This window comes from Streptomyces sp. HUAS TT7 (genome assembly GCF_051550175.1).
Classification (GTDB): Bacteria; Actinomycetota; Actinomycetes; order Streptomycetales; family Streptomycetaceae; genus Streptomyces.
The window spans coordinates 3,938,912-3,960,634 of the sequence record NZ_CP196175.1; the positions used below are offsets into that span (position 1 = coordinate 3,938,912).

At 67.8% G+C, this 21,723-nt stretch carries 25 protein-coding genes; 12 read left to right on the plus strand and 13 right to left on the minus strand.

Annotation, left to right across the window (positions count from 1 at the left end; translation table 11 throughout):
- Positions 1–5 precede the first annotated feature (5 nt).
- The 5 genes from murQ to ACSHXC_RS17725 all read left to right on the plus strand — a co-directional run bounded on the left by murQ (position 6) and on the right by ACSHXC_RS17725 (position 3,638).
- Positions 6–935 (plus strand): N-acetylmuramic acid 6-phosphate etherase, encoded by a 930-nt coding sequence (murQ, locus tag ACSHXC_RS17705; protein ID WP_438292510.1) that lies wholly within the window; start codon positions 6–8, stop codon positions 933–935.
- Between the two features lie 46 nt (positions 936–981).
- On the plus strand, positions 982–2,448 hold the full coding sequence (locus ACSHXC_RS17710; RefSeq protein ID WP_438292511.1) for a PTS transporter subunit EIIC: 1,467 nt from the start codon (positions 982–984) through the stop codon (positions 2,446–2,448).
- Positions 2,449–2,499: 51 nt separating this feature from the next.
- Positions 2,500–2,835, plus strand: coding sequence for a helix-turn-helix domain-containing protein (locus ACSHXC_RS17715; RefSeq protein WP_438292512.1), 336 nt, complete (start codon positions 2,500–2,502; stop codon positions 2,833–2,835).
- Between the two features lie 150 nt (positions 2,836–2,985).
- Positions 2,986–3,306: a type II toxin-antitoxin system RelE/ParE family toxin gene (locus ACSHXC_RS17720; protein ID WP_438296650.1), complete on the plus strand. Its 321-nt coding sequence runs from the start codon at positions 2,986–2,988 to the stop codon at positions 3,304–3,306.
- Positions 3,303–3,638: a helix-turn-helix domain-containing protein gene (locus tag ACSHXC_RS17725; RefSeq protein WP_438292513.1), complete on the plus strand. Its 336-nt coding sequence runs from the start codon at positions 3,303–3,305 to the stop codon at positions 3,636–3,638. The genes ACSHXC_RS17720 and ACSHXC_RS17725 overlap by 4 nt, the downstream gene beginning before the upstream one ends.
- A 315-nt stretch (positions 3,639–3,953) precedes the next feature.
- On the opposite strand, the gene ACSHXC_RS17730 is transcribed toward ACSHXC_RS17725, so the two are convergent.
- Complete coding sequence (locus tag ACSHXC_RS17730; protein ID WP_438292514.1) at positions 3,954–4,439, minus strand: hypothetical protein; 486 nt, start codon at positions 4,437–4,439, stop codon at positions 3,954–3,956.
- A gap of 227 nt (positions 4,440–4,666) precedes the next feature.
- Here ACSHXC_RS17730 and ACSHXC_RS17735 point away from each other — a divergent pair, with 227 nt between their 5' ends.
- Positions 4,667–6,946 (plus strand): LPXTG cell wall anchor domain-containing protein, encoded by a 2,280-nt coding sequence (locus ACSHXC_RS17735; protein WP_438292515.1) that lies wholly within the window; start codon positions 4,667–4,669, stop codon positions 6,944–6,946.
- 233 nt (positions 6,947–7,179) lie between these two features.
- Here ACSHXC_RS17735 and ACSHXC_RS17740 read toward each other — a convergent pair whose 3' ends face one another.
- Positions 7,180–7,443: a hypothetical protein gene (locus ACSHXC_RS17740; RefSeq protein WP_438292516.1), complete on the minus strand. Its 264-nt coding sequence runs from the start codon at positions 7,441–7,443 to the stop codon at positions 7,180–7,182.
- A gap of 115 nt (positions 7,444–7,558) precedes the next feature.
- Here ACSHXC_RS17740 and ACSHXC_RS17745 point away from each other — a divergent pair, with 115 nt between their 5' ends.
- The 5 genes from ACSHXC_RS17745 to ACSHXC_RS17765 all read left to right on the plus strand — a co-directional run bounded on the left by ACSHXC_RS17745 (position 7,559) and on the right by ACSHXC_RS17765 (position 10,778).
- Positions 7,559–8,398 (plus strand): helix-turn-helix domain-containing protein, encoded by an 840-nt coding sequence (locus ACSHXC_RS17745; protein WP_438292517.1) that lies wholly within the window; start codon positions 7,559–7,561, stop codon positions 8,396–8,398.
- Positions 8,382–8,699 (plus strand): DUF397 domain-containing protein, encoded by a 318-nt coding sequence (locus ACSHXC_RS17750; protein ID WP_438292518.1) that lies wholly within the window; start codon positions 8,382–8,384, stop codon positions 8,697–8,699. Before ACSHXC_RS17745 ends, ACSHXC_RS17750 begins: the two co-directional genes overlap by 17 nt.
- Complete coding sequence (locus ACSHXC_RS17755; protein WP_438292519.1) at positions 8,696–8,854, plus strand: hypothetical protein; 159 nt, start codon at positions 8,696–8,698, stop codon at positions 8,852–8,854. Before ACSHXC_RS17750 ends, ACSHXC_RS17755 begins: the two co-directional genes overlap by 4 nt.
- Positions 8,855–9,279: 425 nt before the next feature.
- Positions 9,280–10,143: a hypothetical protein gene (locus ACSHXC_RS17760; RefSeq protein WP_438292520.1), complete on the plus strand. Its 864-nt coding sequence runs from the start codon at positions 9,280–9,282 to the stop codon at positions 10,141–10,143.
- A gap of 86 nt (positions 10,144–10,229) precedes the next feature.
- The gene (locus ACSHXC_RS17765) at positions 10,230–10,778 is read left to right on the plus strand and encodes a Uma2 family endonuclease (RefSeq protein WP_438292521.1); all 549 of its coding nucleotides are present in this window, start codon (positions 10,230–10,232) and stop codon (positions 10,776–10,778) included.
- A 39-nt stretch (positions 10,779–10,817) separates the two neighbouring features.
- Here ACSHXC_RS17765 and ACSHXC_RS17770 read toward each other — a convergent pair whose 3' ends face one another.
- From ACSHXC_RS17770 to mycP, 7 genes are all read right to left on the minus strand, one after another.
- The gene (locus ACSHXC_RS17770; RefSeq protein ID WP_438292522.1) at positions 10,818–11,762 is read right to left on the minus strand and encodes an alpha/beta hydrolase; all 945 of its coding nucleotides are present in this window, start codon (positions 11,760–11,762) and stop codon (positions 10,818–10,820) included.
- Between the two features lie 126 nt (positions 11,763–11,888).
- Positions 11,889–12,635, minus strand: a complete 747-nt coding sequence (locus ACSHXC_RS17775; protein WP_438292523.1) for a DUF4097 family beta strand repeat-containing protein — start codon at positions 12,633–12,635, stop codon at positions 11,889–11,891.
- Between the two features lie 599 nt (positions 12,636–13,234).
- Complete coding sequence (locus tag ACSHXC_RS17780) at positions 13,235–13,450, minus strand: hypothetical protein (protein ID WP_438292524.1); 216 nt, start codon at positions 13,448–13,450, stop codon at positions 13,235–13,237.
- Positions 13,451–13,664: 214 nt separating this feature from the next.
- Positions 13,665–14,177 carry a hypothetical protein gene (locus tag ACSHXC_RS17785; protein ID WP_438292525.1) on the minus strand — a complete coding sequence of 171 codons (513 nt, stop codon included), beginning with the start codon at positions 14,175–14,177 and terminating at the stop codon, positions 13,665–13,667.
- Positions 14,177–14,344: a hypothetical protein gene (locus ACSHXC_RS17790; RefSeq protein ID WP_438292526.1), complete on the minus strand. Its 168-nt coding sequence runs from the start codon at positions 14,342–14,344 to the stop codon at positions 14,177–14,179. The genes ACSHXC_RS17785 and ACSHXC_RS17790 overlap by 1 nt, the downstream gene beginning before the upstream one ends.
- Before the next feature lie 16 nt (positions 14,345–14,360).
- Complete coding sequence (locus ACSHXC_RS17795) at positions 14,361–14,789, minus strand: hypothetical protein (RefSeq protein WP_438292527.1); 429 nt, start codon at positions 14,787–14,789, stop codon at positions 14,361–14,363.
- A gap of 29 nt (positions 14,790–14,818) precedes the next feature.
- A complete protein-coding gene (gene mycP, locus ACSHXC_RS17800; RefSeq protein WP_438292528.1) occupies positions 14,819–16,099 on the minus strand; it encodes a type VII secretion-associated serine protease mycosin in 1,281 nt (426 codons plus the stop codon).
- Positions 16,100–17,290: 1,191 nt separating this feature from the next.
- Between mycP and ACSHXC_RS17805 the strand changes: the two genes are divergently transcribed.
- Positions 17,291–17,458: a hypothetical protein gene (locus tag ACSHXC_RS17805; RefSeq protein WP_438292529.1), complete on the plus strand. Its 168-nt coding sequence runs from the start codon at positions 17,291–17,293 to the stop codon at positions 17,456–17,458.
- Between the two features lie 172 nt (positions 17,459–17,630).
- On the opposite strand, the gene ACSHXC_RS17810 is transcribed toward ACSHXC_RS17805, so the two are convergent.
- From ACSHXC_RS17810 to ACSHXC_RS17825, 4 genes are all read right to left on the minus strand, one after another.
- Positions 17,631–18,110: a hypothetical protein gene (locus tag ACSHXC_RS17810; protein WP_438292530.1), complete on the minus strand. Its 480-nt coding sequence runs from the start codon at positions 18,108–18,110 to the stop codon at positions 17,631–17,633.
- A 302-nt stretch (positions 18,111–18,412) separates the two neighbouring features.
- Positions 18,413–20,035 carry a chaperonin GroEL gene (gene groL / locus ACSHXC_RS17815; RefSeq protein ID WP_344372460.1) on the minus strand — a complete coding sequence of 541 codons (1,623 nt, stop codon included), beginning with the start codon at positions 20,033–20,035 and terminating at the stop codon, positions 18,413–18,415.
- Positions 20,036–20,767: 732 nt separating this feature from the next.
- Positions 20,768–20,971 (minus strand): cold-shock protein, encoded by a 204-nt coding sequence (locus tag ACSHXC_RS17820; protein WP_005315736.1) that lies wholly within the window; start codon positions 20,969–20,971, stop codon positions 20,768–20,770.
- 423 nt (positions 20,972–21,394) lie between these two features.
- Positions 21,395–21,670 (minus strand): MoaD/ThiS family protein, encoded by a 276-nt coding sequence (locus ACSHXC_RS17825; RefSeq protein ID WP_438292531.1) that lies wholly within the window; start codon positions 21,668–21,670, stop codon positions 21,395–21,397.
- Between the last annotated feature and the right edge of the window lie 53 nt (positions 21,671–21,723).

The window sequence follows — 21,723 nt, forward strand, 5'->3', positions numbered from 1 at the left end:
TCACCATGACCACCCAGGACTACGCCGAACTCCGCGCCGAGCTCGCCACCCTCACCACCGAGGCGTTCCGGCCCGATCTAGCGGAGATCGACCGGCTGCCGACCACCGAGATCGCCCGGATCATGAACAGCGAGGACGCCACGGTCCCCGCGGCCGTGGCCGAGCAACTGCCCGACATCGCGGCGGCGATCGACGCCACGGCCGCGCGGATGTCGCAGGGCGGACGGCTGGTCTACGCGGGCGCCGGCACGGCCGGGCGGCTCGGCGTCCTCGACGCGAGCGAGTGCCCACCGACGTTCAACACCGACCCGTCCGAGGTCGTCGGGCTGATCGCGGGCGGCCCGTCCGCGATGGTCAAGGCGGTCGAAGGCGCCGAGGATTCGAAGCAGTTGGCGGCCGAGGACCTGGACGCCCTTCACCTGACCCACCTCGACACCGTCGTAGGAATCTCGGCCTCGGGCCGCACCCCGTACGCGATCGGCGCGGTCGAGCACGCCCGGCGCGTGGGCGCCCTCACGATCGGCCTGTCCTGCAACGCGGGCAGCGCGCTCGCGGCGGCGGCCGAGCACGGCATCGAGGTCGTGGTGGGCCCGGAGCTGCTGACCGGCTCGACCCGCCTGAAGTCGGGCACGGCGCAGAAGCTGGTCCTCAACATGATCTCGACGATCACCATGATCCGGCTCGGCAAGACCTACGGGAACCTGATGGTCGACGTACGGGCCTCCAACGAGAAGCTGCGCGCCCGCTCGCGCCGCATCGTGGCGCTGGCGACCGGCGCGGACGACGCCGAGATCGAGGCCGCGCTCGCCGCGACGGACGGCGAGGTGAAGAACGCGATCCTGGTCATCCTCGGCGGCGTGGAGGGCGGCACGGCGGCCCGCCTCCTCGACGAGAGCCGGGGCCACCTCCGCGCGGCCCTGCACGCAGCCCCCTGACCCTCCTCTCGGCCTTCTCGGCACCGCACAGCAAGGCACCAGCACCATGGCACCAGAGAACAAGAACCGCGCCACAGCCGCCGCGATCCTCCCGCTCGTCGGCGGTGCCCGGAACATCGACTCGATCGCCCACTGCATGACCCGCCTGAGGCTCGGCCTGAAGGACCGCGCGCTGGTCCAGGACGAGGCGCTGAAGGCGCTGCCGGCGGTGCTGGGCGTGGTCGAGGACGACACGTACCAGATCGTGCTCGGCCCGGGAACGGTGGCGAGGGTGGCCCCGGAGTTCGAAGCGCTGATGACGGAAGCAGGCGCCCAACTCCCGCTCACCGCCGACGAGTTGGCAGATCGCGGCGCCGAATTGAAGGCAGCCCGGAAGGCGAAGAACGCCACCCCGTTCAAACTCTTCCTCCGCCGGATCGCGAACATCTTCGTCCCGCTGATCCCGGCGCTGATCGGCTGCGGCATCATCGCGGGCCTGGGCGGCCTGCTTGTGAACCTGGGCTGGCTGACGGGCGTGACGCCCGCGCTCGCCGCCATCGCGTCGGGCTTCATGGCGCTGATCGCGGTGTTCGTGGGCTTCAACACGGCGAAGGAGTTCGGGGGTACGCCGATCCTGGGCGGGGCGGTGGCGTCGATCATCGTGTTCGCGGGGGTCGCGAAGATCACGGTCTTCGGCCAGACGCTGGCACCGGGCCAGGGCGGCGTGCTGGGCGCCCTGGGAGCGGCGCTCCTCGCGGTGTACGTGGAGAGGTGGTGCAGACGCTGGGTCCCGGAGGCTTTGGACGTCCTGATCACCCCCACCCTGACGGTACTGATCGCGGGCCTGGTGACCCTGTACGGCCTGATGTTCCTGGCGGGGGAGGTCTCGACGGGCATCGGCCACGGTGCAAACTGGCTCCTGGACAACACGGGCGCGTTCGCGGGCCTGGTCCTGGGCGGCCTGTTCCTCCCGCTGGTGATGCTGGGCCTGCACCAGGCCCTGATCCCGATCCACACGACACTGATCGAGCAGCAGGGTTACACGGTGCTGCTGCCGATCCTGGCGATGGCGGGCGCGGGCCAGGTGGGCTGCGCGGTGGCGGTGTACCTCCGCGCGAAGAAGAACAAGTCCCTCCGCAGCACGATCAGATCAGCCCTCCCGGCGGGCTTCCTGGGCGTGGGCGAACCACTGATCTACGGAGTTTCGCTCCCCCTGGGCCGCCCGTTCGTCACGGCGTGCGTGGGCGGGGCGGCGGGCGGGGCGTTCGTGGGCCTGTTCTCGATGCTGGGCGACAAGGTGGGCTCGACGGCGATCGGCCCGTCGGGCTGGGCCCTGTTCCCCCTGCTCCAGGGCAACCACGGCCTGGGCGCGACGGTCGCGGTCTACGCGGGCGGCCTGCTGACGGGCTATGCGGTGGGCTTCCTGGCCACGTACTACTTCGGCTTCACGCGCCAGTCCCTGACGGACCTGAACGCGACACCGGCACCGGCGGACCCGGCCACCCCGAAGGCAAGGGAACCCGCCCACTCGTAAGGTGGGCCCAGCCCAACTGACGTGCAGCGCAGGCAAAGAGGGGGACGCGCCATGGACCACGCCCGAGGGAATCCGGCCGGGGAGACTTCACTCACCGAGGGGCACGCCCCTTCCCCCAAGGGCGCCGCGAAGGTGGCCAGGTTCCGCCTGTCCGTGTCGTTCGCGAAGGCAGTCCTGGACCGCCGCACGGAGCTGGGCCTGTCACAGGCGGAGGTGGCCGAACGCACGGGCCTCTCCCAGGCGAAGATAGCCCGCATCGAAAGCGCGGCCTCGTTCCCGACCCTCCCCCTCCTGCGCCGCCTGGCGGTCGGCCTGAACGCGTCGCTGAACATCGCGATGGACGCGGAGAACGAGCGAATCGCCTTCATCGCCAACCCTGCGGCCTGACCTCACCGAGGCCGGCACCGCCGCTCCACTCGAAGGAGCGAACCTCTACAGCACCAGCTATTATGTCGTCAACGACATAATAGCTTGGCCCGTATGACTGACCTGCTCGTGATCGAGGTCGAGCCGGAAGTGCGCTCCTGACTGGAACTCCTGCCGGCGAAGCGCTACCGCAAGGTGGAGGAGTACGCCGGCTTGCTCGCCTGCTTGGGCACGCGGACCCCGATGCCATTCGCCCGGCCCCTGAGGGACGGTGTGTTCGAACTTCGCCCCACACTGGGTGCGCACGACACCCGGATCACGTACTGGTTCGGGCCCGGACGACGGATCGTGCTGCTCACCGTCTTCCACAAGACGCAGATGCGGGAGGCCGCCCAAGTGGCCCGCGCGGTCGCGGCTCGTAAAGTGTGCGAGAGCGAGCACGGCCCGGCTCATGAGACGTACAGCCGCGGCGAGGAAGGGGACGCGTCATGAACCACGCCCGCTGGAAACTGGCCCGCGAGAAGGCACTCGCCGAGGGGTACGTCGAACCCCCCGAGGTCGCCGCCGAGCGCGCCGAGATCCGACTGGCCATGGCCTTCGCGAAGGCCGTCTACGACCGCCGCACCGAACTCGGTCTTTCCCAGGCCGAGGTGGCCGAGCGCTCCGGACTCACCCAGGCCAAGGTCTCCCGCATCGAAGGCGCGGGCTCCGTACCGACCCTCCCGCTCCTGCGCCGCCTGGCCCTGGCCATGAACGCCTCGCTGAACATCGCCCTGGACGCAGACCGCGAGGAAGTCACCTTCATCGCACACCCTGCGGCCTGACAATCCCCGCAGTTCCGGCAGGGTTGCCCAGCCCCTCCTCCCCACAGCCGCCGCGAGCCGGCGCACTCGCGATGGGAGCGCCATGGACATGCGGCAGGGAGCCGAGGAAGCCGACAGGGTTCTGCAACAGACCTTGGCCGGCATCACCCCCGCGCTCCGTTGGAACCACGGCCCTTCGACCAACAGGGGCTGCACCTCGACGAACAGCTCGGTCTGGTCCGCCGCCACCACGGCCCCCTGATTCCCCGCATCCGCGCAGTGCCCACGACGGGCGCGCCCGACGGCATCTGTCCGACGGGCACGCCACAAAGCCAGTCAGCCCCGCCCCCACTCCTCGAATTCCTCCACCACGCCCCGCAGCCGCCACGGCGGGGACTTGAGGAACATGCCGCGCAGTTCCGCCACCGGGACCGCTGCCGGGCGGTAGTCCTCGTCCTCGTACAGGTCCTCGTGGTCCGGGTCCTCCATCGGGTCGTCCGGGACGCCCACGAACGGGCCCTCCCACGTTTCCGGGTCCATCGGCGCCGCCGGGTTCACCTTCCACACCGCGCCCGCCCGTACGCACACCTCGCCCAGGTACCACGCCGGCGCGGTCACCCTCGGGGTGTGCTGGGCGGCCCGTACGTCCTCCCACTCGGACGAGGCGAAATCCGCCCGTACCGCCCGTTCCAGGGTGTCGATCGAGGACGTCGAGAAGTCCCAGGTACCCGGGTGCGACGTCGCCCACTCCGCGAACGCCGCCTCCTGGTCCGAGAGCCACGCCCTCAGCCGGGGATGGTCCGTCCACTGCTGTTCACTCATGGGCAACGAGGGTACGGGAGTGGTGTAAGGGGCTTGTGGAGATGGGGAGTTGGGAGTTTGCGGGGCCGGAAAACTGTGGGGCTCCTGTGGCTCGGGAGGGCTAGCGTGTGGTGCTGCGCGACGCCATTGAGCACGGGGGCCCCTGGCGTCGCGGCACGCTCCACGCCCACCTCTTTCGGGCTCCCGGGGAAAGACACGTTCGCGTGAACCATCCGATGTCCCATCCGATGTCTTCGATATCCACGCGCCGGCACCACCTCTGGGCGCGCGCCGCGGTCGCTCTCGCCACCGTCGGCATCCTCTCCGTCAGCGGCCTGCCGCAGCTCCAGGGCACCGCCGACGCGGCGGTCAAGGCGATGCCCTGCGAGCAGATGTTCAAACTCAAGGGCAAGCCCACGGAACCGGGCAAACTGCCGTGGGCCAACGGCGACGCGGCGCGGCCCGAGGCCGACTGGGACTCCTACGGGTTCCCCAACCAGCGCGCCGCCATGAACGGCCTCACCCTGCCCGACGACCCCGCCGCCCGCGACAAGATCCTCGACAAGCTCGACAAGCCGTACAAGGACTACCCGGAAGGCACCCCCGACCGGGTCTACGCGACGTACAAGGACTACCTGAAGCGCAACGGCAACACCGACACCAAGTACGGCGGCTTCGGCAACTGGCTGAACGAGGCCTACATCGAGGTGTACGGGCGCAACCCGCGCGGCGAGGCCTTCCACGGCAAGGTCGTCAAGGACCTCGGCCTCCTCGGCCCCGACTGGATCTGCGAGGAGACCGTCACGGTCACCGACCCGGAGACCGGCAAGACCTACCAGCGGCGCTTCGACGCGTTCAACAAGGTCACCAAGGAAGCCGTCGAGATCAAGTCCGGCGGGAACCACGACACTTCGCAGGCGCCCAAGGACCGGGCTTTCCTGAAGGACCCGAAGTTCAAGGACTTCAAGCTCCGGTACGCCTTCGGGCAGCCGCAGTCCGAGGACACGGTCAAGTACACCGACGGGCTCAAGAAGCTCGGCGGGCAGGGCCGGGTCACGACGTACGAGCACGTCTCCACGCCGGAGCCCGAGTTCCAGCCCGGCAAGTACACCGCGCAGGACACCGCCAAGAGCATCGGGCGCGGCTCCGGCGTCATCCGGCAGTCCCCGCCGACCCCGGCCGACATGAAGCGGCAGATGGACCGCATCCGGGCCGCCGACCCCGAGGGCATGCGCGTGCGCGGCCCCGGCGGCGTCGACTTCTCCACGCTGGAACTCCGTTACGTCGGCAAGCCGGTCAAGGGACAGGGCCTCAACTACTCGTTCTCCGCGAACAAGGTCGACGAGTCCTCCGGCCTCGGCTACGGCGGGCAGCAGAAGGCCGAGCTGATCTCGGACTCCTTCTTCACCTGGCTCGCCCTGACGCCCGAGAAGTTCTGGGTCAACCTCAACCCGGACCAGCCCGACAAGATCATGGACAAGACGTTCGGCAAGACGGATGCCGGACGCGTCCTGCTCCAGGCCGACCTGGAGATGAAGCACGACTACGCCAAGGACATGGACCCGCGCACGGGCGTCGGCAAACAGCTCTGGGACAAGCTCGCCTCGGAGAACATCCCCTGCACCCACGGCGTACGGAACTGGATCGTCCCCAAGCCGGCCGAGGTCCGCGAGCAGAACGGCGGGCTCTACATCCTCGACGCCCCGCTCAAGGTCAACTCCGTCCCGCAAGACTTCAAGACCCCCAGCCCCAACGGGAGTTGCAACCTCACCGAGGCCCAGCACAAGCGCGTCCAGGAGCTCATGGACGCGATGATCGTGCCGGACATCGAGAAGAAGGTGAACACCGACGGCAAGTACGCCGACCTGCGCGCCGTCTACAACGCGCGGGTCGCGGCCGAGTGGATCCGCCAGCAGGACGCCAAGGCGCCGACGGACTACCACGCGATCATCAACAGCAACAAGGTCGCCGACTGGCCGCTGCGCGGCAACAACGCGTCCTGGACGCCTGAGCAGACGTACAAGGACTACGTGAAGTCCTTCACCCAGGGCGACTACAGCTACCCCTGCGAGAAGGCCGGCCGCCCCGGCACCTGCGTCATGGGCGGCGTCGACTTCTCCAAGTCGCCCAAGCAGAACGTCACCCAGGCCAAGTTCACCGCCGAGCACAAGAATCTGCCGCGTACGACCGACATCTCCGTCAAGGCGATGACGGACGACGCCGAGAACAAGGCGCTGCTCGCCCTCGGCGGCAACACCTCCGCCCACACCGGCACGGGCGGCAACCCCACTCCCACCCCCACCCCGACCCACACCGGTGGGACCTCGACTCCCCCGGCCGGCCACAGCCCGAACCCCGGCCCCACCGGCCAGGGCGGCCAGCAGTCCGGCGGCGACCACCACGCCAGCGGCGGCCTCGCCAACACCGGCACCCAGATCGCCACGATCGCGGGCGCGGCCCTGGCGCTGGTGGCGGCCGGCGCGGGTCTGGTGTGGCTGCGCCGCCGCAGGGCTTCCGGCGGGGCGTAACCCTGGGGGTGCTTGCCCCTGGGGGGGCGTAACCCCGGGGATGCGTAACCCTGGGAGTGCGTGATTCTGGGGTGCTTGGCCCTGGGGGCGCGGAGGCTGGGTATTCGGCTGCGGGCACGTCGTGGCTGGTCGCGCAGTTCCCCGCGCCCCCAGCAGGACCTGGCGTCGGCTCCCCCGGGCTGCGGCCCGGCCCCCTTCGCCCGCGGACCGTGCGTGACGGCCTGACGGGGCTGTCAGTTGCTCACCCCTGACGGGGCGCCGCCACCCAGCCGCGCCCCGTCAGGACCGTACGCCCCGGACAGCACGGCCACCAGCCGCAGCGCCATGTCCAGGTTGCAGCGCCCCAGGTCCACCAGCGGGAACAGGACGTGCCCCGAGCAGGTCAGCGGGTCGATCCGCAGCGACGGCAGCACCACCCCGGCCCGCGCCAGCTCCTCCCGCAGCTGCTCCACGACTTCCTCCGCCGCCCGTACCCGCTCCACAGCCGTCAGCACCATCTGCCTTGCCCTCCTGCACACCGAGTGTCCTTCTTTCCTTACCCAGCGTGGCCGAATCCAGTTAGCCTGACTACTGTCGGCGACCCAACAACCCCGCATGTCCAGGGAGTTGCCCATGCCAGGCCCCAAGGACCTCGACCCTTCCTCGTCTCCCCGCGCCTTCCTCAGCGCCGAACTCCGCTTCGCCCGTGAAAAGTCCGGCCTCACCCAGGACCAACTCGGCCAGCCCCTCTTCGTCTCCGGCTCCTTCATCGGCCAGCTCGAATCGGGCACCCGCCGCATGCACCTCGAATACGCCCGCCAGATCGACCAAATCCTTGGCACGGAGGGTTTCTTCACCCGCAACTGCGTCGCCGCCGCGAAGTCCAGGTACCCGGACCACTTCGCCGAGGCGGCAGAGGCGGAGGCGGTGGCGACGACGATTCGGGAGTACGCGCCCCTTCTCATCCCGGGGTTGCTCCAGACGGAGGCTTATGCGCGGGCGATGTTCCGCGCTGGCCACCTCACGGCGCCGGAGCCGTTCATCGACGACCTAGTTGCTGCCCGGCTGGCACGCGCCCAGCTCCTGGAAGATCCAACAAAGCCCTTGATGTGGGCCGTACTTGACGAAGCCGTACTCCGGAGAAGGGTGGGCGGCGCAGGTGTGATGGCGGAGGCACTGGCACATGTGGCGTCGCTGGGCTTCCGGCACCGGATCATCATTCAAGTGCTGCCGTTCGACGCGGGCGCACATATGGCCCACGGCGGCGCCCTCAAACTCATGGCCTTCTCTGACGCGCCTCCGCTCGCCTACATCGAGGGCCTAGGAACCGGGCAGTTGCTGGACGACCCGGCCAGGGTCAACCACTACGAACTGACCTACGATCTGGTGGGGGCCACCGCACTGTCACCACAACAATCTCTGGCCCTGATCGAATCGGTGGCGGAGGATTACGCCCATGAGGATCAGCCCTGAGTACGACCTGAGCAAGGCCAGTTGGCACAAGTCTAGCTACAGCGACGCCAGCGGGGGGAATTGCCTCGAAGTTGCCCGCTGGCAGAAGTCCAGCTACAGCGGCGGGGAAGGCGGCGACTGCCTGGAGGTAGGCCGCTGGCGCAAGTCCACCCACAGCGACGGCAGCGGCGGGAACTGCCTCGAAGTCCGCGACGATGTGCCCCACATCGTCCCCGTACGGGATTCGAAGAACCCGAACGGCCCCGTGCTCGTCTTCCCGGCCACCGCCTGGTCCGCGTTCATCGAAGACGTACGGGCGTGATGGACCGGGGGGACGACGAACCCGTCTTCCGTAAGAGCAGGTTCGGCACCAACCGGTACGAGTACAACCCGGCGAACCCGGTGGGCCGCGTACTGATCGTGATCACGGTCATCGGGGTAATCGTCGGCCTTGCCGTGATGGGGTCGTCGCACTGAATGCGTAAGGGGCCCGGGCGCTCAAGCCCCGGGCCCCTTCGGCTGCTCGGCGCGAACTTCGGCAATATGCGGCCAAGGTAGGGCAGCACTGGGCATCACATAGGGCTCGAAGCTCAGGCGGCGAGCCCCGAGCCGTGCTTGAAATCGAATGGGCGGAGGGCCTCAACCCGCCCTCCCTCCCGGCCAGTTGAGCGAGCCGGACAAGGAATTCGCACTTTCTGCGTTCGACTTGCCACGGAGGGTGACGACCCTTTAGCGTCCAAGGCAACAAATAGCCCCCGGGGCGCGCAAACACCTCCGGGGGCCGCCGCCAAGATCGATTCCAGCGATCCGACGGTGTGACCACCACGATCGAAACAGGCGATCCGATGGCTGACAGCCACTTTAGTGCGGTACCCCACGCCACGCACCTAGACCGGCATCCGATGGCCAACCCGGGCTACGGAAAGCGGTGCGTACCCGGCCAACTGGCCCGCACGAACAACGACTTCTCGCACCTCCCGCCCCGCGAGGCCGCCGTCGCCGCGTACGTCGACCGGCTCCCGGAAGGCGCGGACATCTCCGTGAAAACGCTGGCCAAGGTGCTGCCGTACGGCCAGTGCGCCTTGCGGACCGCCCTCCAACGCCTCGTAAGCGCAGGCCACTTGCGACGAGGCCGGGAACACCTGCTCGGCTCGGACAGTGCACGCTGGGTGACCCGCACGTGGTTCTCGCGCACGGCGAGGGACGACGCGTGGTGGGCGGAATTCACCCGAGGGTGTGTCGCCGACGCGTCCCCCTCACCCCCACCCCCACCCCCACCCCCACCCTCCCCTGATCCTGCTCGCCAGCCTCAACACCCAAGCCGGAGCCGGGCGTTCATACTGCTTGTCGCCCTCGGACGTACCGCCCCCGCCCTCTCCCTCTCCGCACGGGACTGCTCGGACCTGGAGCCACTGGTGGTGGCATGGTTCGAGCGCGGCGCGACGGAGCAGGACGTACTGCGCGCCCTGACCACAGGTCTCCCGACCCCGGTATACAGCGCCGCCGCCATCACCCGCACCCGCCTCATCGGGAAGCTGCCCCCAGAGCGTGCTGCGCCGGTACGCCCGGCCTTGCGCATCCTGGAGTGCGCGAAGTGCGGCACCCCGGGCCGCCCGGAGGCCCTGCCGGGCGGCGAATGCGGCCCCTGCCGGGGCGAACCCGAACCCCGCCCGGCCGTCTCCACCCTCCCCTCCGAAAAGGTCCGCGTCCACGCCGCCGAGGCCCGCGCGGCAGCGAGCCGCCGTCCGGAGAGGGCTCCCGCATGACCATGCAGCCCATCCGCGCGCGTGGCGGTGCACGATGTAGGGGGGAGGCGACGCCATGCCCCCCCAGCACCGCCGAGCACCCCCAGATGTCCGTCGAAGACTTCGAGGAGCTCGCTCGCCACGCTCCTGAGACGGTGACTCTTGAGTTCATCAACGGAAAGCTAGAGGTCAAGCCCGTGCCGGACGGCGACCACGTAACGATCTTCATGTGGCTGCTCCGACAGTGCATGCGGCACCGACCCGACCTGGACCTGCACCCCGAGCAGGGCCTGAAGGTCGGGGCTTACCGCAAGGGCCGCGCCAAGTCGGACGGCTCACTCGGACCGGTGGGCCATTTCGCCGGCCTGGGCGAATGGGCAGATCCAGCCAGCGTCCTCATGACCGTGGACGTCACCTCCCACGACTCCGGCACCGACCGCCGCGACCGCATCGAAAAGCGCGATGGCTACGCTCAGGCCGGCATCCCCGTCTACCTCCTTGTCGACCGCGACGCCAACACCCTCGTCGTCCACAGCGACCCGCACGACGGCACGTACACGCAGATCGTCTCCCACCCCTACGGCGCAACCGTCCAACTACCTGACCCGCTGGGCATCACCCTCGAAACCGAGAAGCTCAAGGACTACGCGCTCTAAAGGCGGCGCATCCCGAAGTTGATGCCACCGACGCCAACGTCACGCCGAGGCCAGGAAGTCCCGCTCACGGCGCAGTTCCCGCTCGGTGATGGTCAGGGGGAACAAGGTGAAGCCATGCATCGCGCCGGCGACGACGCCCAGCTGCACCGGCGCACCCGCCGCCTCCCACCGCGCGGCAAGGAACAGTGAGTCGTCCATCAGCGGATCCTCGGTGCCGACGACGATCCGGGCGGGTGGCAGCCCCGCCAGATCCGCGAACAGGGGCGACACCTCCGGGCTACGGCGCTGCTCTTCCCCCATCCCCGGCGTGAACAGCTCATAGCTGCCCCGAAGGGAATCTGTATTGCTCAATAGCTTTCTGGGGCCGAATGATCGCTGGCTCGGTGTCATCGACAGGTCGTAGGGGCCGAAGAGCAGATGCGCCGCCCGGAACGCGCCCGCTATGCCGTGCCGGTCGCGCAGGCGCAGCAGCGTCATGACGCTGAGGTGGGCACCGGCCGATTCACCTCCAATCAGCAGCCGTTCGGTACCGAACTCGGCCGTAGCGTGTTTCACCAGCCACCGGGCAGCGGCTTCGCAGTCGTCGGGCCCGGCAGGGAACGGGTGTTCCGGTGCGAGGCGGTAGTCCACACTCACCACGGCCAGCCGTGCCTGCTCGGCGAGCCGCCAGAGCCGCTCGTCCTGCCCGCCCGCGGACCCGAACGCCCAGCCCCCTCCGTGGATGTGCAGGTACACACCGTTGACCTGGCCGCCGACTTGGTCCGGCATGAAGACCCGTACCTTCACTCCGTCCTCAACTACGCGGTCTTGACCGTGCGGCAGGCGGACTGGTGGCGTGTCACCGCCGAGCCGGTTGCGCCGCAGGAGCGCCAGCGCGGCTGCGCTAGGCGCCTGCCCGCGAGCCGGGCGGCTCGCGGCCGCAGCCTCGAATTGCTCGTTGAACGCCAGGGTCTCGGGGAGGCAGTCCTCATCGGTGATCGTCATGCCGTCGACAGTCGCAGCCGTCCGCGACAACCCCCTGTCACCGTTTATGTGTGACGTGCACCTCACGCCCACTGGCCGCCTCTCCCGGGGGCCAGATCTAGGATCCCAAGTCCCTTATCCAACCGCCTACTTAGCGGACTTCACGGATATGGCGCCGTTGCTCGTGGTCAGGTTCAGGTGGTGGGGAGCCGACGCCGTGTTGGGTATGGACAGCTTCTTGTTTCCGCTCTGGGTCTCGGCCGAGACCTCGTACTGGGCGGACGGGGCGGTCAGCGTGATGCTGCCGTTGGTGGTCTGCGCCGTGACGTTCTGCACCGTGGCCGGAGTCAGGGAGATCGAGCCGTTGGACGCCCGGGCCGTAGTGGCCGTGCCCTTCAGGTCGTTGGCGTCTATCGAGCCGTTGGTGGTGCGGATGTCGACCGGGCCTGTCGCGTCGTGCACCTTCACCCCGCCGTCGGTCGTGGACACCTTCACTTCGCCGACCGACGACAGGCTCAGCGCGCCCGCTTCGGTCGAGCCCGTGACCGGGATGCCGGCGGGCACGTCCACCGTGTAGTCCACCGAGCAATGGCCCGAGCAGCCCTCCAGTACCAGAACGCCGTTCTCGACGTGGTACGTCGTGTCGTCCGGCTTGGACTTGCCCCGGTAGTTGACCTCGCGGTGCACGGCCGTCTTGGCGAGGTCCTTCTTGCCGCGTATGCGGAAGCCGTCCGAGTTCCCGTCTATGCGTACCGCGGTGATCTTGTCCTGGACCGTCGCGTCGTCCTTGAACGTCTTGTCGTCCAGCGGCCCGCACGCGCCCAGCGCGCCAACCGCAAGGGCGGTGAGGCTCACGGCCGCGATGGTGCGGATCCGCAGTCGTGTGGTGCTCATGAAAATCCCCCGAATGTACGTCACGTGCGTCTGCGTCATGGGCTTCGTTTATTTGCCGGTTGGGGCGGTCCCTGCCCCCTCTGATCACAGATTCTGCCCGTCCCGCGGGCTCCGCACCATGGAGCCAGCACCACCTTCGACGTTCGTACTCTCCGTACCTCCGGGGTTCGGAACAGCGCGGAGCGGGCTCTGAGCAAGCTCGGAACGGGCTCGGAGAGACGCCGAGGGCGGCACCCCTGTGATGGGGGTCCCGCCCTCGACGTACAACCAAGAACTACCGAGCTGGGGCTCACTGGTTGGTCATAGCCGACCGACCACTATGCCGCGCCATGTCCATCCCGCCTGGAGGACTGTGCGTTGCAGGGGATTTTTTATCTCGGAGCTGTCGAGGTGAAATGTCTTCGTCGCCTCGAAACCGCCGTCGGGTCCTTGCCCGAGTGTCCAGCGTCGGGAAACCGTGTGTACCTGTCCACGGGTGTACTCAGTCGACGCGGCTAGTGTGGGGGTGCCACCTACCCATGTGACGTCCCACTGCCGGTCGAGAGCGCGAACTTCACGGCTGGCCGGGACGATGCGCAGCCGGACCTGAAGCACTCGGCTTATCTGGGTCCGGGCGAAAAGGTGTGCCAAGCGGGTTCGCAGATCCGCCACTCCGCTACCAGGTCGGCGCGTTCCGACGAGGTGCCGCCGCGCACGAGGTAGGGCACATTAGGCCCGTTGAGCGCGAGCAGCGCCGCTCGGACGCTCTCAGCGGAAAACGGTGTGACACCACTGTTGGGGCGCTTCGTGCCGGTCAGCTTGTCGAAAAGACGCATCAGGCCAACCTATGAATATCTAGTTGTTCAACGCAAGGTATCCCACGTTGGTTTGACGAACTATGGCGGGTCACCGCACACGGACTTCAGCGCCCGCCCGCCATGCCACTCGCCGTATACACCCGACGCGTAGACGATCCCGCGTCCGCGACGAGAAGCGCACCGACCAAGCCCGCAATCATGACCTTTCCCACGGCGTTGAAATCGCCGACCATCACCCCGTACAGCCAAGCTTCTTCGTAACATTGGGCACAAAGTCCTCAAGGAAGCGCTGGAGTTTCTTCACTCCCGCTTCGGAATCCTCGACCTGCTCCCCTGTGAAATAGACGTCAAACAGCACATATGCACTGGGTGATCCGCAATTGGCTGTAATGAGGGCCCCGTTGCCCCCAATAACAGCAGTACTTGGGAAGGTTGTCGTTCGACGAGCGCCCCGCGTGTACTCTGCCATCGCGTTCGTCCAGTCCTCGGGAGGCAGCTGCTTGTCGATCTTTGCGATCCTGATGCTCAGGGTTTGAATGCCGCCGACGCTCAAATCGCAGATGGTGTCGCGCAATTCACCCTTCGATGCCCTCACCTCCCCCTCGCTGGGCAGGAGGGGGGACAAGGAGTCACTCCGTACTGGTACGTCACAGAAGGTCTTCGGTATATCAATGCTCGTGCTGCATCCTGTTGCCACCAAGGCAAGCATAAGAACAGCCAGCAGGATTCGGGTGGCCGTTCTCATCAATGGTCTCCCGCGACACCGTCCGCCATGGCGTTCGCCACGCCTTCCACCTGGGCCTTGTACAGGCCCTCCGGTCTGATGAACTGGTTGGCCATGTCGTCCCAGCCCTGGGCCAGATCCGTCAGCGCGCCTATTCGGGCGGTGACCACATCCTGATACGTGAGCATGCTCGTCCCCGTCTTCCTAGACCTCGTGCCGAGGGACAGGCGTGGTGTGTATCTGCGCGACCTGGCTCTTCACTCCGTGGTCGATGTCCTTGAAGTCCTGCTTGGTCTGATCCAGCGCCGCCTGATCAGTTGCCAGGCGGCCCTTCAAGTTCTCGACCTGCTGCTCCCATTCGTTCTGCGCGTCTCCCAGCGCAGAACCGAAAGCCCAGCCCGAGAATGCCCGGGCAACCGACGCCGAGCCCTCTTCGGTATGGCGACCGGCCTTGTCCGTCCCGGGTCGTATGCCCTCCCGCAACGTCTTGACCGCCGCTCCTTTACCTGAGCCATTCGTCCTCAGATCGTCCGCGCCGCCGCTTGCGCCACCGCCCGCACCGTCCAGGCGCATCTGATTCTGACGCCGCTCCGCTGCGTCGGCCTTTAACTGCTCCCACTCATCCCATGCCATCTCAGAAGCTCCCCGTACGTTCGCTGCCCTTAATTCCCCGGCCATCCCAACCCCGGGCTCTGCGCGGTCATTTGAGCCTGGGCGGCTGCCGCTCGGCGGCGACGGGAGTGAAGGAGCCAGAGGCCGAAGAGCGCGCCTGTGAGCATCAGGGCGCCAAGGCCCAGGGGGAGTACGTAAGTTGATGCCTCGCTTCCGCTGGCCTCTGCCGCCGGTGGCATTTTGTGCTCGGCGGGGGTCCCGGCGGCGCTCCCGCTGGGCTTCGGCGCGGGGGGCGCAGCTGGCGGAGTGAGGTCGGGCAGGGGGTATACGTCGGCGGGGCCGGGGTCACCGGGGTTTTCCAGGGCAACGCGAGGGCGCACGATTCCGTAGCCGATCGAATCGTTCCGCTTGGCGCCGTCTGTGGGGCCGCCGACTGTGTTGAGCATGACCCGTAGGACCTGGTTGTTGGTCCAGCTCGGGTGCTTGGACCAGATCAGGGCGGCGGAGGCGGAGGCTAGGGCGGTGGCGTCGCTGGTGCCGTCGGTCTTGCAGAGGCCGGTCTTGCCTCCACAGGGGTGGACCATTTCTTCACCCGGTGCGGCCATGTCCACCTGGGGGCCGTACTCGGACCATGCAGTCTTACGAAGGTCCTTGCCTACCGCCCCCACGCCCACCACACCTGGTGTGGCAGCCGGGTACTCGACCCTGTTGCCGCTGTCTCCGCTGTTTCCGACTGCGGCGAAGACCAACGAGCCTTTGACCAGGGCGTACTTCACAGCCTCAGTCAGCTGGGGTGAGCCTTCAGTGCTCCCCAGAGAGAGATTGATGACCTTCGCGTTCTGATCAGCTGCGTAGCGAATCGCCTGGGGAGCAATCGCGTTGAACCGCTTGTCACCTTCGGCCTGGTTGACGTCACCTGATTTAGGCATACGAATCGGAAGGATTTTTGCGCCCGGGGCGAGGCCGAAGGCGCCATGTCCGCCATCCCGTGCGCCCGTTCCGGCGATCAGCCCGGCCATGCCGGTGCCATGACCCTCATAGTCGGAGTGCTCGTCCCCCGGCTGGTTCTGTGCGAAGTCCTTGCCCGGCAGAACTTGTCCGAGGAGATCGGGGTTGCTCGGGTCGACGCCTGAGTCGATCACGGCGACTGTGACACCTGTGCCTTTACTGGCGCGCCACATATCGTCGGCCTTCATGGCGTCGAGGAACCACTGCTTCTCGCGTGTCGACTCCGCCCTGGCCGGAGCGGTCGCGGCACCTAGCAACAACACGCCGCACAACGCCGATGCTGCGGCGGAACCGCAGCTGCGCCGAACACTGCTCGATGGCATGAACTTCCCTCGCGCCTCTCTTGAACGCATCAGTCGATGACCGGTGGCACAACGCGTGGATCGTCCCGCCGCCACGTCGCATCGTCCTCGACGAGGTAGCCGGGACCTCCACTGCCTGCCTCACGCCGTGAACGTCCCTTGTGAGAGTCTCGGGACGGTCGCCCTCCGGCATGGGCTCCGCCGCTGGGATTCCCAACGACCGGCCTCCCGCCAGAGATGCCTCCTCGTTCCGCACCTGCACCGGACGGCACGGAACGAGGGCCGGCGGTTCGCCCCAGCTGCTGCGCACTTCCGCCGCTCACCCCGCTGCGCGGCGTCAGTGAACCGCGGCCGGGCATCGCTCCCGGTCGGCCTGCTGCTTGCCCGGCAGGGCCGGCTCCCGTAACAGGGCTCGTCGCGGCATTGCCTCCCGTTTCCCCAGCCCCTACGACAGTTCCCCTGGGAATGCCGCCACCCAGCCGTCCCTGCGGAGCCGGGACAGGCCGACCACCCGTGATACCGGACCCGCCGTCCGGCATGCGCACGGAGTTACGACCCGACGGACTTTCCCCTGGCCCCACCAGAGATCGCCCTCCAGCCATAGGACGTTCGGGGCTGGCTGGGGCTGAAGGCACGCTCAGCCCACCGCCGAAAACCGGCGGCACTCGCACTGCTGATGTCTCACCTCCGCCGGTCGGTCCCGGCACGCTCCCGGCAGATCCTGGTGTCTGTACGGCGGGTGGCAATGAGGTCACCGAGTCGACATCCATCCGCGAAGGCAGCGGCGCGTTCCCTGGCGCAGGAGGCTCAGGTGAGGCGAGATTCGACTCGTGTGACTGATTTGAAGCAGCAGAGGCCGGCGTTTCTGCATGTACTGGGCGTGCTGGGGCGGTGTGAGCAGGAGAGGAAGTGTCTTGCCCCGTACCACCTGAGCCAAGGTCGACACCACTGCGACCGAGCGAACGGTCATTCTCGGCCGTAATCGCCTGCGGCGGCGGAGGAAACCTAGGCCGCTCCAAACCATTCATCTGCGTCGCAGACTGCTGGTACGCCTGCCCCAGCTTCCGCATCTGTGCGACGGCCTCCTGTCGCACCTTCTCCTTGTCCGCCGCCAGGGCCGCCAGTTCATTGGCTGACTTGCGGGACACCGCTTGCGCGTCCGGGTCGTTGTGCGCTGCCCGTGCCGCGTCCAGGTTCCCTTGCGCGCCCGCCTTGTCGCGGGGGATGGCGGCCTGGGCCGAGGCGATCGCGTCGGAGGCGTGGCCCAGCCAGGTCGACGAGCCCTCGCTGAAGTCGCCCAGCCGCAGCGTGGCGTTGGCCAGATCCTGGCTCCAGGTGCGGAACGCGTCCGCGCCCGCGCCCTTCCACTCCACCCACTGAGGACGGACCTTCAGCTCGTCCGCGATCTTGCGGAGCTCCTTGGCCGCGGCAGCCAGCCGGTCGGCGGCCCCCTGCACCGTGCCGCTGTTCGCCTGGTCCACCCAGGCCAGCATGGCTTCGTGGCTCATGCCCTCGAACGGCGTGCTGCCGCCGGCGTTCCCCTTGCCGCCCATCAGATCGTCCCTCCGGCGTCGCCGCCCGACGGCGGCCGGCCCGGCTTGGCCTGCTGGTTCGTACCGCTGCCCGGAGGAGTCTCCGGCTTGGCCTGCCCGGGGTCGTAGTCGCCCCCGTAGTGCTTCTTGGTCTCCACGGCGATCGCCGCCATCCGCTTGCGGATCTCGGCGTCGATGTTCTGGTAGCCCTTGTGGGAAGCCAGTACCGCGATGCCCATGCCCTCGATGGAGTCCGACAGCAGCCCGGACAGGCTCTCCAACTCGGCGATCACCGTCTCGTACGAGGTGAACAGGCCCGAGGCCTCGGCGAACGCGCCGCCCCCGCCCCCGAACTGGTCGCGGGCCAGCCGCTCTTGGCCCACCTCGCCCGGTCCGGCCGGAGAGCCCTTGAGGTTTCGGATCAGCTCATCCACGCGCTGCTGGAACTTCGTGAACGACGTCAGCTCGGTGACCACGTCCCCCGCGGCCGTCTGCGCCACATCGAGCACGTTGAACGGCCAAGACGGCGACTGCGACGCCGCCCCACCCCCGCTTGGTGGCAAAACACCCTCCCCCGTACAGCACTGTTCTCAACTGTTCTCACATGCAACGTAACTCTAACTATCCGTAATCGCGGTTCCCAGTAGTCCCCTGGCAGAGTGCGGCGGAAACAGGCCAATGTGAGGTGAGGGTCGGCAGAAGTGCTCGCTCGCGCGGCCCGGTTCGGGAAACGCCCGAGGGCGGCACCCCCGTGATGGGGGTGCCGCCCTCGGCGTACAGCCAGGAGCTACTGAGCCGGGGCTCAGAAGTCCATGTCACCGCCCGGCATGCCGCCCGGAGCGGCCGCGGCGGCCTTCTCCGGCTTGTCGGCGATGACGGCCTCGGTGGTCAGGAACAGCGCGGCGATGGAGGCGGCGTTCTGCAGGGCAGAGCGCGTCACCTTCGCCGGGTCGATGATGCCTTCGGCGATCATGTCGACGTACTCGCCCGTGGCGGCGTTCAGACCGTGGCCGACGGCCAGGTTGCGCACCTTCTCCACGACGACGCCACCCTCAAGACCACCGTTGACGGCGATCTGCTTCAGCGGGGCCTCAAGGGCGAGCTTCACGGCGTTGGCGCCGGTCGCCTCGTCACCCTCGAGCTCCAGCTTCTCGAACACCGCGGAGGCCTGGAGCAGGGCCACGCCACCACCGGCGACGATGCCCTCCTCGACGGCCGCCTTCGCGTTGCGAACGGCGTCCTCGATGCGGTGCTTGCGCTCCTTGAGCTCGACCTCGGTGGCCGCGCCCGCCTTGATGACGGCCACGCCGCCGGCGAGCTTGGCGAGGCGCTCCTGGAGCTTCTCGCGGTCGTAGTCCGAGTCGCTGTTCTCGATCTCGGCGCGGATCTGGTTGACGCGGCCCTGGACCTGGTCGCTGTCACCGGCACCGTCGACGATCGTCGTCTCGTCCTTGGTGATGACGACCTTGCGGGCGCGGCCGAGCAGGTCGAGACCGGCGTTCTCCAGCTTGAGGCCGACCTCCTCGGAGATGACCGTGCCGCCCGTGAGGATGGCGATGTCACCGAGCATGGCCTTGCGGCGGTCACCGAAGCCCGGGGCCTTGACGGCGACGGACTTGAAGGTGCCACGGATCTTGTTGACGACCAGGGTCGACAGGGCCTCGCCCTCGACGTCCTCGGCGATGATCAGCAGCGGCTTGCCCGACTGCATGACCTTCTCCAGGAGCGGGAGCAGGTCCTTCACGGAGGAGATCTTGGAGTTGACGATCAGGATGTACGGGTCATCCAGGGCCGCCTCCATGCGCTCCATGTCGGTCGCGAAGTACGCCGAGATGTAGCCCTTGTCGAAGCGCATGCCCTCGGTGAGCTCAAGCTCGAGACCGAAGGTCTGCGACTCCTCGACGGTGATGACGCCTTCCTTGCCGACCTTGTCCATGGCCTCGGCGATGAGCTCGCCGATCTGGGTGTCGGCGGCGGAGATGGAGGCCGTGGAAGCGATCTGCTCCTTGGTCTCGACATCCTTCGCCTGCTCCAGGAGGGCGGCCGAGACGGCCTCGACGGCCTTCTCGATGCCGCGCTTCAGGGCCATCGGGTTGGCGCCGGCGGCCACGTTGCGCAGACCCTCGCGCACCAGGGCCTGGGCCAGGACGGTCGCGGTGGTCGTACCGTCACCGGCGACGTCGTCCGTCTTCTTGGCGACTTCCTTGACCAGCTCGGCGCCGATCTTCTCGTACGGGTCCTCGAGCTCGATCTCCTTGGCGATGGAAACACCATCGTTGGTGATCGTGGGGGCGCCCCACTTCTTCTCGAGGACGACGTTGCGGCCCTTGGGGCCGAGGGTGACCTTGACGGCGTCGGCGAGCTGGTTCATCCCGCGCTCGAGACCGCGCCGTGCCTCCTCGTCGAACGCGATGATCTTGGCCATGTGAAGTGGTCCTCCCGGACAGGGGTGGCGTTCTTCGTGGATCGCGCCGGCGCCCGCGACGGACGGCCTGCAGCCCTTGTGGTTCCTTGCCCCACGCGGGTTGCGGGCCTCACTGACCCGATCCAAGTTCTGTCACTCTCACTGGGAGAGTGCTAAGCCCAATGATTAGCACTCGGCACCTGCGAGTGCAAGCGAGTCTCTTGAACCGGACCCCTCCACTTACCGGTGTCGTCCGGTCCCCCGGCACCGGTAGGGGTTCCGCCCCCACACCCCGGCTCCTCGCGGAGGGCCGTCCGTTTCGTCCGCGGGCCGATGGGGGTCCCCCCTGCTCGAACGAAGTTGAGAGCTTGGGGGAGGCTGGTCGCGCAGTTCCCCGCGCCCCTAAGCCGCCTTCGACGTGCGGGTCGTGCGTGGTTGCTCGCGCCGTTCCTCGCGCCCCTGAACCCGCCTTCGCCCGCAGGTCGTACGTGACTGGTCGCGCAGTTCCCCGCGCCCCTATCAGGGTTTCCGTGCGGGCATACCCAGCCTGTCATGGGGGTCCCCCCTGGCCCTTAAGGCCTTGGGGGAGATTGAGGACGAGCGCCCTTCAGGCGCGAACGGGGGTCCGGGGGCAGAGCCCCAGCAGGGACCCACCGAGCCGCACCACGGAGGACGCAGGGACGCGTGAAGGGGGCCACCCTTTTGGGCAGCCCCCTTCATGCGTGAGTGCGTCGGTGGCCGATCGCGCCGAGATCAGACGGCGAGCTTGACCATGTCCGCCTGCGGACCCTTCTGGCCCTGCGAGATCTCGAACTCGACTCGCTGACCTTCTTCAAGGGTGCGGTAACCGTCCATCTGGATCGCGCTGTAGTGGACGAAAACATCCGCACCACCGTCGACCGCGATGAAGCCGTACCCCTTCTCCGCGTTGAACCACTTGACGGTGCCCTGAGCCATGCCTAACTCCCCTATTACTGGCCCTTGCACGGGACCACACTTCGCGGACCCGGGTCAGACCTCCACCCTCCGACAGGAGAGGGTGTGCGCCGGAACGCGTCGACCGCGGCTGAATGTATCTGCCCAACTGCCCTCTGCAACAGGTCAATCGGACGAGAATTCCGGGCACGCGCCGAGAGCGGAATGCCGTGAATTCAACATTCCGGGGCAAGTCGGGCCGGGCAAAGCGCACTTAAGGCACAAAGGACACACACACTTTGACCTCATGTTGTCGCGTTCTCATATGCACTTGGCACTCGAAGCGAAGGCGCTTCCCCAACTGTACCCCGCTCAACCATGCTGAATTGCCCCCTCCGCTTCTCGTGCGGAGAGGGCAACTCTGGGTTCAACTGTGGGTACGGATTTAGTTACGTGCGCCGGCGGTCAGCCGCCCGCGACCGCCGGGATGATCGAGACGCCGGCGCCCTCCGGGGTGGCCGTCTGCAGGCCCTGCTCGAAGCGCACGTCGTCGTCGTTGACGTACACGTTGACGAAGCGGCGCAGTTTGCCCTGGTCGTCCAGGACGCGCGCGGCGATGCCGGTGTGGTTCTTCTCCAGGTCGGCGATGACCTCGGCGAGGGTGGCGCCCTCGGCGGCGACCTCGGCCCGGCCGCCGGTGTAGGTGCGGAGAATCGTGGGGATGCGGACGTTCACGCTCATGGTTCGGTGCTCCTCTTCGTTCAGCAGTGGCTCAGCGGGCTGGGCCCCGTCCG

What these genes read in the sequence shown, in the direction of transcription:
- murQ (WP_438292510.1), top strand. Translation starts at nt 6, where the DNA reads ATGACCACCCAGGACTACGCCGAACTCCGCGCCGAGCTCGCCACCCTC.
- ACSHXC_RS17710 (WP_438292511.1), top strand. Translation starts at nt 982, where the DNA reads ATGGCACCAGAGAACAAGAACCGCGCCACAGCCGCCGCGATCCTCCCG.
- ACSHXC_RS17715 (WP_438292512.1), top strand. Translation starts at nt 2,500, where the DNA reads ATGGACCACGCCCGAGGGAATCCGGCCGGGGAGACTTCACTCACCGAG.
- ACSHXC_RS17725 (WP_438292513.1), top strand. Translation starts at nt 3,303, where the DNA reads ATGAACCACGCCCGCTGGAAACTGGCCCGCGAGAAGGCACTCGCCGAG.
- ACSHXC_RS17730 (WP_438292514.1), bottom strand. Translation starts at nt 4,439, where the DNA reads ATGAGTGAACAGCAGTGGACGGACCATCCCCGGCTGAGGGCGTGGCTC.
- ACSHXC_RS17735 (WP_438292515.1), top strand. Translation starts at nt 4,667, where the DNA reads ATGTCTTCGATATCCACGCGCCGGCACCACCTCTGGGCGCGCGCCGCG.
- ACSHXC_RS17740 (WP_438292516.1), bottom strand. Translation starts at nt 7,443, where the DNA reads ATGGTGCTGACGGCTGTGGAGCGGGTACGGGCGGCGGAGGAAGTCGTG.
- ACSHXC_RS17745 (WP_438292517.1), top strand. Translation starts at nt 7,559, where the DNA reads ATGCCAGGCCCCAAGGACCTCGACCCTTCCTCGTCTCCCCGCGCCTTC.
- ACSHXC_RS17750 (WP_438292518.1), top strand. Translation starts at nt 8,382, where the DNA reads ATGAGGATCAGCCCTGAGTACGACCTGAGCAAGGCCAGTTGGCACAAG.
- ACSHXC_RS17760 (WP_438292520.1), top strand. Translation starts at nt 9,280, where the DNA reads ATGGCCAACCCGGGCTACGGAAAGCGGTGCGTACCCGGCCAACTGGCC.
- ACSHXC_RS17765 (WP_438292521.1), top strand. Translation starts at nt 10,230, where the DNA reads ATGTCCGTCGAAGACTTCGAGGAGCTCGCTCGCCACGCTCCTGAGACG.
- ACSHXC_RS17770 (WP_438292522.1), bottom strand. Translation starts at nt 11,762, where the DNA reads ATGACGATCACCGATGAGGACTGCCTCCCCGAGACCCTGGCGTTCAAC.
- ACSHXC_RS17775 (WP_438292523.1), bottom strand. Translation starts at nt 12,635, where the DNA reads ATGAGCACCACACGACTGCGGATCCGCACCATCGCGGCCGTGAGCCTC.
- ACSHXC_RS17780 (WP_438292524.1), bottom strand. Translation starts at nt 13,450, where the DNA reads ATGCGTCTTTTCGACAAGCTGACCGGCACGAAGCGCCCCAACAGTGGT.
- ACSHXC_RS17785 (WP_438292525.1), bottom strand. Translation starts at nt 14,177, where the DNA reads ATGAGAACGGCCACCCGAATCCTGCTGGCTGTTCTTATGCTTGCCTTG.
- ACSHXC_RS17790 (WP_438292526.1), bottom strand. Translation starts at nt 14,344, where the DNA reads ATGCTCACGTATCAGGATGTGGTCACCGCCCGAATAGGCGCGCTGACG.
- ACSHXC_RS17795 (WP_438292527.1), bottom strand. Translation starts at nt 14,789, where the DNA reads ATGGCATGGGATGAGTGGGAGCAGTTAAAGGCCGACGCAGCGGAGCGG.
- mycP (WP_438292528.1), bottom strand. Translation starts at nt 16,099, where the DNA reads ATGCCATCGAGCAGTGTTCGGCGCAGCTGCGGTTCCGCCGCAGCATCG.
- groL (WP_344372460.1), bottom strand. Translation starts at nt 20,035, where the DNA reads ATGGCCAAGATCATCGCGTTCGACGAGGAGGCACGGCGCGGTCTCGAG.
- ACSHXC_RS17820 (WP_005315736.1), bottom strand. Translation starts at nt 20,971, where the DNA reads ATGGCTCAGGGCACCGTCAAGTGGTTCAACGCGGAGAAGGGGTACGGC.
- ACSHXC_RS17825 (WP_438292531.1), bottom strand. Translation starts at nt 21,670, where the DNA reads ATGAGCGTGAACGTCCGCATCCCCACGATTCTCCGCACCTACACCGGC.